At 56.6% G+C, this 11,888-nt stretch carries 14 protein-coding genes; 4 read left to right on the top strand and 10 right to left on the bottom strand.

Features of this window, described 5'->3' with window-relative positions; genetic code table 11:
- Positions 1 to 71: 71 nt before the first annotated feature.
- The 3 genes from AC13QY_RS26995 to AC13QY_RS26985 are packed head-to-tail and all read right to left on the bottom strand — an operon-like array spanning position 72 to position 3,161.
- Positions 72 to 1,187 (bottom strand): D-TA family PLP-dependent enzyme, encoded by a 1,116-nt coding sequence (locus tag AC13QY_RS26995; protein ID WP_269245528.1) that lies wholly within the window; start codon positions 1,185 to 1,187, stop codon positions 72 to 74.
- 1 nt (position 1,188) lies between these two features.
- Positions 1,189 to 2,664, bottom strand: a complete 1,476-nt coding sequence (locus AC13QY_RS26990) for a M81 family metallopeptidase (protein WP_488494275.1) — start codon at positions 2,662 to 2,664, stop codon at positions 1,189 to 1,191.
- Between the two features lie 11 nt (positions 2,665 to 2,675).
- Positions 2,676 to 3,161 (bottom strand): hypothetical protein, encoded by a 486-nt coding sequence (locus AC13QY_RS26985; protein WP_113395731.1) that lies wholly within the window; start codon positions 3,159 to 3,161, stop codon positions 2,676 to 2,678.
- A 274-nt stretch (positions 3,162 to 3,435) separates the two neighbouring features.
- On the opposite strand from AC13QY_RS26985, the gene AC13QY_RS26980 reads away from it, so the two are divergent.
- Both AC13QY_RS26980 and AC13QY_RS26975 read left to right on the top strand, forming a co-directional pair.
- Entirely contained in the window at positions 3,436 to 4,299 is an 864-nt protein-coding gene (locus AC13QY_RS26980) for a MurR/RpiR family transcriptional regulator (protein WP_152093855.1), read from the top strand.
- 107 nt (positions 4,300 to 4,406) lie between these two features.
- On the top strand, positions 4,407 to 5,183 hold the full coding sequence (locus tag AC13QY_RS26975; RefSeq protein ID WP_113390825.1) for an SDR family oxidoreductase: 777 nt from the start codon (positions 4,407 to 4,409) through the stop codon (positions 5,181 to 5,183).
- A 225-nt stretch (positions 5,184 to 5,408) separates the two neighbouring features.
- Here the strand turns inward: AC13QY_RS26975 and AC13QY_RS26970 are convergent, their stop codons facing one another.
- Positions 5,409 to 5,591 (bottom strand): hypothetical protein, encoded by a 183-nt coding sequence (locus tag AC13QY_RS26970; RefSeq protein ID WP_069611006.1) that lies wholly within the window; start codon positions 5,589 to 5,591, stop codon positions 5,409 to 5,411.
- A gap of 301 nt (positions 5,592 to 5,892) precedes the next feature.
- Here AC13QY_RS26970 and AC13QY_RS26965 point away from each other — a divergent pair, with 301 nt between their 5' ends.
- Complete coding sequence (locus AC13QY_RS26965) at positions 5,893 to 6,159, top strand: DUF982 domain-containing protein (RefSeq protein ID WP_113390827.1); 267 nt, start codon at positions 5,893 to 5,895, stop codon at positions 6,157 to 6,159.
- Between the two features lie 43 nt (positions 6,160 to 6,202).
- On the opposite strand, the gene AC13QY_RS26960 is transcribed toward AC13QY_RS26965, so the two are convergent.
- The 5 genes from AC13QY_RS26960 to AC13QY_RS26940 form a co-directional block, all read right to left on the bottom strand.
- Positions 6,203 to 6,331 (bottom strand): hypothetical protein, encoded by a 129-nt coding sequence (locus AC13QY_RS26960; RefSeq protein ID WP_257714003.1) that lies wholly within the window; start codon positions 6,329 to 6,331, stop codon positions 6,203 to 6,205.
- Between the two features lie 805 nt (positions 6,332 to 7,136).
- Positions 7,137 to 7,514 carry a hypothetical protein gene (locus tag AC13QY_RS26955; protein WP_488494274.1) on the bottom strand — a complete coding sequence of 126 codons (378 nt, stop codon included), beginning with the start codon at positions 7,512 to 7,514 and terminating at the stop codon, positions 7,137 to 7,139.
- Positions 7,511 to 8,014 carry a Panacea domain-containing protein gene (locus AC13QY_RS26950; protein WP_488494273.1) on the bottom strand — a complete coding sequence of 168 codons (504 nt, stop codon included), beginning with the start codon at positions 8,012 to 8,014 and terminating at the stop codon, positions 7,511 to 7,513. The genes AC13QY_RS26955 and AC13QY_RS26950 overlap by 4 nt, the downstream gene beginning before the upstream one ends.
- Before the next feature lie 109 nt (positions 8,015 to 8,123).
- Complete coding sequence (locus AC13QY_RS26945) at positions 8,124 to 8,702, bottom strand: GIY-YIG nuclease family protein (protein WP_488494272.1); 579 nt, start codon at positions 8,700 to 8,702, stop codon at positions 8,124 to 8,126.
- 1 nt (position 8,703) lies between these two features.
- Positions 8,704 to 9,879 carry a DNA cytosine methyltransferase gene (locus AC13QY_RS26940; RefSeq protein WP_488494271.1) on the bottom strand — a complete coding sequence of 392 codons (1,176 nt, stop codon included), beginning with the start codon at positions 9,877 to 9,879 and terminating at the stop codon, positions 8,704 to 8,706.
- Between the two features lie 86 nt (positions 9,880 to 9,965).
- Here AC13QY_RS26940 and AC13QY_RS26935 point away from each other — a divergent pair, with 86 nt between their 5' ends.
- Positions 9,966 to 10,430, top strand: a complete 465-nt coding sequence (locus AC13QY_RS26935) for a very short patch repair endonuclease (RefSeq protein ID WP_488494270.1) — start codon at positions 9,966 to 9,968, stop codon at positions 10,428 to 10,430.
- Positions 10,431 to 10,808: 378 nt separating this feature from the next.
- Here AC13QY_RS26935 and AC13QY_RS26930 read toward each other — a convergent pair whose 3' ends face one another.
- On the bottom strand, positions 10,809 to 11,870 hold the full coding sequence (locus AC13QY_RS26930; RefSeq protein WP_488494269.1) for an AAA family ATPase: 1,062 nt from the start codon (positions 11,868 to 11,870) through the stop codon (positions 10,809 to 10,811).
- Positions 11,871 to 11,888 lie beyond the last annotated feature (18 nt).

Here is an 11,888-nt window from a genome sequence, read left to right as displayed (position 1 = left end):
GGAGAGTCTGCCCTCTTGGTGAGGAGGCTCAAAGGGCCGTCTCGAACCACGAAGGCGGGTGAGGGATCGCCCTACCAGACCAGACCGCGAGCTGCTACCTCTTCGACGCGGGTGACGACGCCATCGCGATGGAACACCATCTGGTCGAAGAGATTGGAAACGACGCAGGTGTGGTTCGGTATGATGCGGATCTTGTCGCCGATCTCAGGACGAGCGCCTGCGCAGTTCGACAGATCGATGACACCATGCTCTTCCGATAGCCCCTTGATGACGGCATCGGGATAGTCGACCACCTGACCGTAATCGGCAAAACCGAGAAGGTCGGAAGTCAAAGCCTTCGAGCCGGCATCGATGACGGCGCGGTCTTCGGTTGGTCGGGAAACGACGGTCGCAAGGATGTGCATGGCGCAATCCTCTTCCCGGCAATGGCCCGCACGCACCATCGAGCGGTCATTATAGATGTAGGTTCCGGCGCGATGCTCGGTAGCGGCCGTGACGAGGTGGGCCTCAAAAAGGCTTGGGGTGCCGCCATTGCTGACGATCGGGCATTCGATGCCATCATTCTTCAGCTGCGCTACTGCTTCGACGAGGAAAGCCTGCGTCGCGGCGGCGTTGTTCGGCTTCGGATAGCTCATCAAGCCACCGAAGACGAGACCGGGCTTGCTGGCGATATGCTTGCCGAGAGCGGCCGCCTGCTCTGGCGATTGCACGCCGCAGCGCGCGCCGCCGGTATCGCATTCGACCAGCACGGTCAGCGGCTTGCGGGCGGCGAACCAGCCGGAAAGTCCATCAACCGTCACGGTGCTGTCGGCCACGAGCTTGAGGCCGGATATACGGTCGTTCAAAGCCGAAAGCCGTGCGAGCTTCTCAGCCCCTAGGATATTGAAGGTGATCAGGATATCTTCGAAACCTGCATTGGCGAAGACTTCCGCCTCTGTGATCTTCTGGCAGTTGATGCCCTTGGCGCCGGCGGCGACCTGGGCGCGTGCGAGGGCCGGAATCTTGTGCGTCTTAATGTGCGGGCGGAAATTCAGTCCGTGCGCATCCATGTAGGACTGCACGCGCGCAATATTCGCAGCCAGCCGGTCTTCGTCGATGATCGGGCGTGGCGTGGAGAGGCTGTCGACCGTGTCGCCCGGCTTGGGGCTGATTTCCAAGGCAATGTCGTGAGCGATATTCGGAGCCATGTCAGGCGTCTTTCCGTTCTTCTGCAAAGGGGTCCGCCACCATCGGCCAGATATCCTTTCGCGCGCGGCGGTAGGGCGTGCGCGCCGGATTGTTGGGATAAGGCGTTCCTGCGGAGCAGTAAAGGATCTGCGATGCGATCTTGGAGAAGGACGCGTAGAAATGATTGGTCGATTTGATGACCAGGATCTTTTTCGTGCTGGGGTCGATGCCCATGACGGAAAACAGGCTCGGATCGAAGCTCTGCGCGCGCGTCGAATTCAGGATGATGTCGATGCCATCGAGCTGAATATGTGCGGCATCGCCGAAGGGAGCGAAGCTCTCACCGAAACGCATTTCGGCATTCGGAACCAGGCGAACGATCTTGACGAGACCGTCGATCGGATTGCCCGTGCCCGGTGCCGATTTGGCGCCAAAACGCAGGGGGATTTTCGCGCCTTCGCCGGCCGCCATGCAGATCTGTACGGCCATCGGGTCCCAGATCGTGCCGATCGCCGTGTCGGTAGCGCCGCGATCGAGCAATTCCTGCAGGATGACCGTTGCGTCGCCTGCCGTGCCGCCGCCGGGATTATCCCAAAGATCGGCTATGACGACCGGACCCGAAGCGGCAGCCATGGCCTCGCTTACCGCCTGCTTCTCGTCGATCTGCGGCATGATGAAGGTGCCGCGCTTTGAGAAGAGTTCCAGGCCGAGATCGCGGGCGATTGCGGAACCTTTATCCGGCTTATTATCTGTGACGACGAGCAGCTTCGTACCCATCTCCGGCACGTCGCCGGCCATGAAACCATGAATGACCGAAATCGAAAGAATATCGGCGTCACTTTTTTCCATCGCCATAATCTTGTCGACGAAAGAGCGCATGGGGTCGCGCGAGGTCGGAAAAACATCGATCATGCGGCAGTCGAAGGCCGACATGACCGGCTTCACGCGGCCTTCTAGCGTATCGATTGCGATCCGCCAGAGGTCCTCGGCGCGATCGACGAAATCCGTATGCGGGAATTCCTTGAAATAGACGAAGAAATCGGCGGCCGCGAGGCGCTTCGCCGTCAGATGGCTATGCGGATCGAGCTCGGCGCAGATCAGGATATCCGGCCCGACGATGTCGCGCACGCGCGATAGGAAATCACCTTCCGTATCCTCGTAACCATCCGCAACCATGGCGCCGTGCAGTCCGAGAACGACAGCATCGACAGGCATTGCCGCGCGCAATTGCTCAAGAATTTCGTCGCGCAGTTCCTCATAGGTACGGCGATTGACCAAACCGGCCGGATCGGCCCAGGTGGCGGTGCCCTCGATCACCTCCCAGCCCTTTTCCACCGCGATACGCCGTCCCACAGTGATCGGTGCGGAACATAGCGTCGGCGTTTCCGGATGTGTGCCCGGCGGCGCATAAAGAGAGGCTTCGAAGGCGCGCCGGTCGACGCAGATAGGGGAGAAGGTATTCGTCTCGGTCGCAAGGGCCGCCGTGAAAATGCGCAATGCTGTCGCCTCTATTCCATGGGGTTCGGCAGATAGCCGGTGAAGCCGCAGATCTTCCAGCTTCCTTCATGCAGGCGGCAGTAATAAAGTGTCTGCCACTTCATCACGTCGATGCCGCCATCCGACTTCTTCAGGCTGCCGTCGAACTTCTTGCGCACCAGTGCCATATCGCCTTCGATCTCGATGTCTTCGAGGGTCGTTGTCGTGAAGATGGCCGTGCGCGGATCTTCGGCGAAGGATTGCGTGGCGAAGTCGCGTGCCTGGCGCAGCCACTCGTCGCGATAGGCGGACAGCGTCGGGAAGGCGAGGCGCCATTTGTCCGGGCTGACCGCGCGCTTGCCATCGATGCCGATAAAGCCCTCTTCGACGAAATCGCCCGCGACCATCGACCAGTCGGCGGCAAGAAAAGCATCGATATCGCGCGGGACGAGCATCTCCCAGATCGAATGCCTGGCGGTATCGCTGGCAGGGAAGGGATTCTTGAAAGGATCACGCATAGCATCCGCCGTCATTTAAATTCTTTTCATAATTTGCGATTTTCACTGGCCAAATTCCGCTTTCTATGGTCATTTGTCAACGTATCAAGAAAATAATTTGCAGGAACCGCATGGTGGCCATCACATGTCACGGTTCCGGCGAAACGGGAACGAATGACAAGCCGCTTCTGCGCACACGCCTGTCCACAGGCGCCGGCGGGATCGGGAAGATTGAGATGGATCGTGTCGCTGACTACGTGTCAAACGTGGGTGAAGCAGCGACGAAGGGGGGCTGATGGATATCTTCACGACCATGCAGGAAGAGAGAGGCCGGCTTTCGCAATCGGAAATCCGTATCGCCGACATCGTCCTCAATGATTTCGAATTCGCCGTCAATGCTTCCATTATCGAGCTTGCGGGCAAGGCGGATGTCTCGCCGCCGACGGTGACGCGTTTCTGCCGACGTCTGGGCTGCGAAAGCTTTTCCGATTTCAAGGTGCAGCTTGCGCGGACAGCCTATGTCGGCATGCGCTATCTGAAGCCCGAGCCGAAGAGCATCGCACCGGCCGACGTTGCCCAGGATATTATTACCAAGGCGCAGAACGCACTCTTCCTGCTGCATCGCGGGCTGGATGTTGCCGCCATCGAGCGGGCGGCGAACCGCCTCGCCAGTGCGGAGATGATCTATGCCTTCGGCTCCGGCGGCAATTCCTCTATGATCGCGACCGAGCTGCAGAACCGCCTGTTCCGGCTAGGCCTTCGCATTACCGCGAGCTCCGACCACAGCATGCAGCTGATGATGGCTGCCGCCGCCAAGCCGACGGACGTGCTGATCGGCTCCTCCTTCTCCGGCCGCAACGCCGAGCTGGTGCGCGCTTTTGCGCTGGCACGCGAAGCCAAGGTGCCGACCATCGCCCTGACGCAGAGTGAAAGCCCGGTGGCCCGCGCCGCCGAGATTACGGTGCCCGTCGACCTGCCGGAAGGAGACAATATCTATCGGCCGACATCGACCCGCATCGCCTATCTGGCCGTGGTGGACATTCTCGCCAGCCTGGTCGCCTATCGCATTCAGCCGCAGGCAACGATGACGCTGCGCCGTATCAAGCAGCAGCTCGTCACCCATCGCGATGGCGACGACCGCCAGCTTCTTGGAGATTAGAGTAGTTTCGCGAAAGTCGGCGCAGCTCATCACATTGGGCTCCGCCGAAAACAACAACATTGGGTGGCGGATCAAGCCGCTCGGGGAATCGATCGAAGGAATATGATATGAGCAAATCCGTCGCCATCGTCACGGGGGCTGCCGGCGATATCGGCCGTGCCATCGCAAAACGCCTGGCGGATGACCACGACATCATCCTGCTCGTCGATATCGACGAGGCGGCCATGCAGAAGGCTGTTGGAGAACTCGGCCCGGCGGAGCGTTTCGTCACGTTCAAGGCGGATATCACCAGCGATGCCGATGTTGCCGCCATGGCAAAGGCCGCATCGGATCTCGGCGGGGTGAAGACGCTCGTCAACAATGCCGGTGCCGCTCGCGCCGTCAGCCTTCATGATACCACGCCGGCCATCTGGCGTGCCGACAATGCCCTCAATCTCGAAGCGGCTTTTCTCTGCTTCCGCGCCGTCGAGGACATGCTGAAGGCGTCGAAAGGGTCGGTGATCAATATCGCCTCCGTCAACGGTATGGCCGTCTTCGGCCATCCGGCCTATAGCGCGGCCAAGGCGGGGCTTCTGCATTTCACCCGGCTGGTCGCGGTCGAATACGGCAAGTTCGGCATCCGCTCGAATGCAGTCGCGCCCGGCACGGTGCGCACGCAAGCCTGGGAAGTCCGCGCAGCAGCCAATCCCAACGTCTTTGAGGAGGCGAAGCGCTGGTATGCGCTACAACGCGTCGTCGATCCCGTCGACGTCGCCAATGCGGTCTCCTTCCTCGCAAGCCCGCTTGCTTCCGCGATAACAGGCGTTTGCCTGCCTGTCGATTGCGGCCTGACGGCGGGGCAGGCGGAGCTCGCCCATACTTTCTCCCAGTCCGAGCATTACTGACGGGCTACGCCGAAGGGGAATGGAACACAGCCGTCCCCTCTCATCCCCAAAACACCTGGTCTCGCGAGCACGGGAGTATGGTCGGCTGACATGGGTGCTTTGGAGCGCCGGCTGGACCTTTATTCATGCTTCAGGCTGCCGAAATAGGTTTTCGGCGCCTTTTTCGTGCCTGACTGTTATCGAGCAAAGGTAGGCAGGATTGCATGGTTGTGGCGCCGGAGCGCGCTAACCGGCGCGCAGCGTCGCCATGTCGGTCGGGAAGAAACCCGCCCAGGCCATCACGGTCACCACGGTGATAACGAGCAGATACCACATGGCGACGTAATCACCGACGAGCCGCCGGTTCAACGCGGCAAAGAGAAGAGCGACACTGAAGGCGAGCCAGAGCAGGTTGCAGACGTGGTCCATTTTATTGTTCCCCTTATTCGTCTTTTTCCTCCCTTCGGCAAAAGTTAACGAGATAACGTTGCGCGAGGTAGCGCCATAACGGGATGGAGGTTTGCACACAGCGGGAAGCGCGGATCTCGGCCTCTGCCCTGATTGGGGCATTTGACTGGTTGTCCATCGCGGTTTCCATACAGAGCGTCTCGTATCCGGTCACATCCGATGAGACGCCGCAAGAAAATCTTAACGCCCTGCGCAGAGCCCAGGAACATCTCGCCGCTGCTCCCCGTTATGGGCTTGTAGCGTAAAGGCGAGGAGGGCTGCCATGGAATATGGTGATTGGAACAATCCCGTCATAGTCGATCTCGACGGCATCGGCCATTTCGCGATCATCACCAACGCGCTGGACGCGGCAAACTGCATGAGCGAGGAGTGGCCGGTCAATGGCGGCCCGGCAATGGATGAGGCCGTGCTGGTTTGCCTCGATGCCGTTCTTGGCAAGGTTTCCGCCGAGCGGTCGCGAAAGGCTTTTCTGGAGGCGGTGCGTGAGGCCGGACTTAGCGTCAGGCCGGATTCGGGAAGCCTTCACTAGTTGATGTAAGACAGGGGCGACAGCCTCCCTCGGCGAGAGGCGCTCAGATTGCCCAGAAGATAAGGCTGAGGATTATGATGACGGCGAGGATGAACCCTATCATCCTCCCGAGTCCTTCGTTGACATTGCCGTTGCCAACAATCAGGTCGTACCAGTCGCTCTTGTGGTCCATCAAACGTCCCTCAGGGTTTGCCCCATTAGGTCGATCTCTTCTTCGATAGTCAATGATTTAAAGACACTGGGCGGCAGCTGTTGACCAGGCATTCATCGCCTGCCAGCGGCGGGCATCAGGGATCCGTTCAAAGGACGATTATTCAGGGATGCCGAAAGGCCGGCTTTCATCCGGATAGCCGATTTCAAGACAAGTTCTTATGAACTCCCGGCGAACCGGAAGCGGCATTGCAAGAGCTCGCTAAATCTTGAAATCTTTGAGAAATCCGTGTTTCTCAAGAAAGGAAATGGTGCCCAGAAGAGGACAGGGCTCTTTGTCCATCATATCATTGAAATTGCTATATTATTCCGCTCTATTTTCTCCCTGTGTGTAGCACAATAGCGGGGCCTATGCAAATCCGATTGTTATGGGTATGCGGCCATTAGCTCGCCTCCATTCTTTGTACAGACTATGCGTTGTGCTTGCTCGGGATTGGAGAGCCGATAGGCAGAGAGAACTCCAAAGGTCGCAGGGTCGAACGTTTGTGCCTTTGGCATCCGAGGGTGGTTAAGCGTTCCTGTCCGACCGACCATGAGATTGGTTCATCATCGATTGCACCGAGAACTGATGGACTGAATGCCCCTCACGGTGGGATTGGAATGTGCCGTAGTGATGCTCACCAGAACGTCTATGGAAGCCGGCGTCATAACCGCCGACCAGCATAATTAAAAAACTGGTCGGCTTCCTACCCCAGATATCGGCTCGCTTCTCAGCGGAAATTTAAAATCCTTCGTTTCCCTTAATCGTCATCCAATCACACTTATTCTCAGTCGTCGCGGTGGTTTGATTTGCTACCCAACGATTTTCCAACAGCAACACCTGCTACAAGTGAGAATGGACTAACCAGGAACTGGATTACTCCCATTTCCGCACGCATAAGCAGAGCAACTAAGCCGAGCAATAGAATTACAATCAGAAGGAGTGCCGATAATACCAAAGCGGCGGCATGCCCTTGATCGGTCGTCCCGTACTTAAAAAACTTCGCATCAATAAAAAATACCCGCTCATCTGCATATGGCCCGGTCATGTCGGGAGACTTACGGGTATATTTATCTGGCTCGCTAGGTATATCACCGGGCGGTTTTATGGTGGTCTGCGGCATCTGCCCAGGCTGCGGCTGACCGTCGTCGCCATCTTCGCTCATACTTTGGCCCGGAACACGTCACGAATGATCTCGTTCGGGATAGTCGGCTTGCTATCTAGGGAGCCATAGCGTTCTTTCGTAATGGTCCACGGTTCGCCCGGCATATGCGTGGCGTTTGATAACTGCACGCCGGAGTAACCCTTATGCGTATCCCATATTTGCCTGATGAATTGCTTAGCGGTTGGGTCTTCCAACTTGGGGGCCTGTAGGCGGAAGTCGAGCACTCCAGTTCCGGTTCTTTGAAGCTGAGTCGCCCGCGTCCCTCGGATAGCAGCACGCCCGTGGTCTTTAAAGTTGAAGTATAGATTTCGAATAACGGGTCCCCATGGCCACGCTTCTATATCTTCCTCGAAGAGGGGCTCCCCTCTCTGCGCCAACCACCATGCTTGGGCATAGTAGACAAGCTTCTGAAGCTTCATTGGATCGACAGGAAAGCCTGGCTCGGCATCTGAGAGGTCGAGAAACTCATTGGCAACTGCGGCTGCTGAAATCGCTGCCACTGGTATTGCTCCTTCTGGGTTAGTGGTTTCTACACTCTACGTCAGACATTATATAGGGAAAGTGATACACTGGTACAACAAACGCAGCTCTGGTGGTTTTACGCTGCTCCTAATCTTCGCCCTCGCCATTTACATCTTCGGCCTGTCCCAGGAGTAGTGAATGGTAACGTGTCAGGCGTTTGAAATGGGCATTCATTGCTCGCGCGATCTGAGCGGAATTTTTTACCGCTAGGAAATGCCCGACAATCTGAGCGTAGTGCCCAGCTTGGCGGGGAAGTCGTTGCTCAGGCTGCTTGCGATCAGCTATTTCCTCATCGCTCATTACCTGAACGATTTGTGCCGGCTGCGGTGGGGGTGGAAGTTCCTCTACGCGAGGAGGAAGTGTGCCATTCATAAGCTGCGAGCGTGGGTCAAAGTGGTGGAAGAGATTAGCTTCTAGCGCGTTGATCTCGTTCCTATCTGGAACGGGATAAGTCCAAACGTAAGCTATTTCCCATACATCAATTTGCCGATTTGCAATAATGTCCGAACGCGCAGATGTAAGGTGTCTCGCTACTCGTGCTCGGATCCCATCTGTCGATTGGCCCACATAAATCGGCACATTGTCGAGGTCGGCTAAGACATATACGCCGATCTGCTTGGTCAGGGATGCTCCGGCCTTCTTGCGAAAATTAAAATTAACCGCCAATTCAGCCGCCCTGCGTTTTCAGTGAAATTGCGGAATTGTCACATTCGCTAAGCCGAGGCAGAAGCGGTTCAAACAGATAGTGCGAAAGGAACCGAACTACCGGGACTGCAACGCCGTCTCCGGTGAGATGGTAGGCCTCGTTATATTTCCGTGGAAGACGATAGTTTTCATCTAGCCCCATTAGTCGGGCTGTCTCCCTCGCTGAAATTAGGCGCGATCTGACGTTGTCGCCCTCAACGACTAGGATAGTCTGTCGAGAAGATCCTCCGTTAGGAGTTCTCAAGCATCCTGCAATATCATCAAATCTGACCTCCGCCCGGACAACACGGCGACCTCCCTCAGGCCGTGTGCGCTTATAGACCCCGCCAACGATGCGCCGCTCGGCACGCTTAGCGGCCTCCACCTTGGCAAGATTGACAGGCGTCATTGATGCTAGAAGGCGATCTGTCTGTGGTTGTGAATGCCAAGTCACATCACGAGGGTTTTCTTCGATAATGTCGGTAAAGGTTGTCGTCCTCAGAGGCGGGCAAGGCAAGTTCCACCATACCCAATCCTGCTTCGCCTTGTCAGTTATCCGTTGATAAGCGCTCTGAAGACTGCGCGTGTGGAACGGCGCAGTGGCTTCAGGAGATAGAAGGCAAGGATCGATATCAATATCTTTTCTCACGCCAACAACGAACAATCTCGGGCGCGATTGAGGCAAAAATAATTCGGCATCGATCACGAGCGCCCCATAACGATAACCTGCCTCCGAGAACGTCTCACAAATGGCCTGAAAGTCGGCCCCCTTATGCGAGGTTAGCGTTCCGCACACATTTTCGAGCGCGACTATTCGCGGACCTCGACCCTCATTAAGGAGGCCGCGCATTACATCCCAAAACGGGTAAAATGTACCGGAGCGCTCACCACGTAGCCCCGCGCCACCTCCGGCTAATGACAAGTCTTGGCAGGGGAATGAGCCCCACGCCAGATCCGCAATCCCGGGAAGCGAAGGAGTTCTAACGTTGCGGATGTCATCAATCACCAACTCACCACCGGTACCCCAATTATTTTGGTAGGTTAGGCCCTTCTTTCCATCGAAGTCATTTGCAAATGTGCATTTCCAAGCGCTTCCGAGGCCTGCCCTCGCCATTCCGGCACCTGCGAAAAATTCGTAGAAAGAAAAGTTCTTTGGCATGAAACCCCCTGAGCACCAACTCGCCATATTGCAATGCTAAAGGGAATTGGTTTCTGATTTGTTCTCAATTGTAACATGGTTTCGAGATGACCAGCAACCAGTCGCCCACAGATAAGAAGAGCCGAGAGATGGCTGCGGTTCGGTCAAAGCACACCGCGCCGGAGTTGCTTGTACGCCGTGCTCTTCACGCAATGGGCGTGCGCTTTAGGCTACACCGTAAGGATTTGCCCGGGACACCAGATATAGTTATGACAAGCAGAAGATGTGTAATTCAAGTCCATGGCTGCTTTTGGCATGGTCATGATTGCCGCCGAGGCGCAAGAATGCCGAAGACCAACTCCAACTATTGGGCGGCGAAAGTTGCGCGAAACGCAGCCAGAGACCAACGAAATGAACGGGAATTGAGGGATCTTGGGTGGCACGTTATAACAGTTTGGGAGTGCCAGTTGAGGGACCTAGACAGCGTTGCGGCCCTTTTGTCCAGATCCCTTCCCGCTCACAAAAAGGTGCGAAATGGCGAGGTACACACCGTTTCCACCGAGGCTCTATGATTTGGTCCAATCCGTAGCGCTCGGAAATCGCGTCGCTGGATCGCCGCAAGTCAGTGATCGCCAACTGCCAGCTCCATATTTGAAGCTCGGTTAAGTTGTCTTGGCGACAGAACTTAATACCCTCCCGCGCTCCTTTGCTAGAAGATCGAAAATTGGGGTCACGGTGAGCGACACCATAGCCCTTTCCATTTCGCAAAACGCCCCGCTTCCTCTCAAGTATCGCCGTCCGCCGGTTTCCGCTTGCAATCTCATCTTTGTATCCGGCTGGTATAAGGCGGCCTAGCTTCGCGAGATATTCCGTATTCCCAGCTAGTATGCGAGGAATAAGGAATAACCACATGAGGTTAACGGAGGGGCCAGAGGCCTCCCCGTAGTCCTCTAGAAATCCTCACCAGCGTTGTCCGATGGCGCTTCCTGGGTCTCCTCGGGGAGTTTCCCCCCTGTGGTCCTAAGCTCCCTTGCTTTCATGAAAAGCCTACTGATCTCGTCTGCCTTGATTGTTCCTAGTGTAGCCGCCCGTGTCAGCGCTTTGGAGACTGAGCCTTGGGCCATCCCAAGGGCACCCGCAAGTTCACCTTGGTTGACGAATTGGAGGGTTTTAAGGGCTTCAACAACCCGGTGATCGTTGCTGCCGGTATCGTCTTGAACGTCCCAACCGAGGTTCCCCAAGGTCCAAACTCGCGGCCTTAGGGTGTCGTCACCACGACCACGGAACTTGCCGAACTCTGTGATGAACGACGCCGTACCCGGCTTCTCCACCTTCGGCCGCTGCAAGCCAAGTTTGACTTCGAAGGTTGCTTCAAGGGCCGTAGAACCTCGTGCATCGGTTCCGGTCTTGTTGGCGTGATGGACAACAATCGCCGTCTTGCCCGCCTGCTTCATCATAAGCAGGAATGACATAATCGACCGGAAAGCAGTAGCGTCGTTCTCGTCCGCTAGACCGTCCGCACATGTCGTGAGGTTGTCGATAATGACCACCTCGGCATCTTCCTTTTCCATCGTTGACAGAACTTGCTCCTGTGAGCTTGGATCGGTGATGTCGTAGAACTTCGCTCGTGGGTTCTGGTGCTGTCGTGGCATCAGTAGAAGGTTCTTCCCCATGGCCTGCCGGTCCAACCTATCGACAGCTCCGGTTTCCACGAGGTGCGCGATGCGTTCCTGAAGATCCTGGGTGTTCATTTCTCCGTCTATGATGAGGACCTTACGCGCCTTTGGTGCGGACCATTCCCAGACCTTGCCGCCCCCTGCCATCGCTACAGCAAGTGATAAGGTAAGCCATGTTTTGCCTACGCCTGTTGAGGCCCAGATGAGGGCGCTCTCCCCTGTTCGCAGCCATGGATCAATGGCGAACTGTCGGGGCGGAAATTGGGTAGCGAGGAGCTTCCCGGCTGTGATGCCTCGAAGGGCTGGGGATGTCTGAATGGTTATATTGGTGGTCATTGGTCTCCTTGATGTTGA

The sequence above is a fragment of the Martinezella sp. CNPSo 3795 genome, from assembly GCF_057784475.1.
Note: the sequence above shows the minus strand (reverse complement) of the source record. Positions and strands in the feature narration are given on the sequence as shown.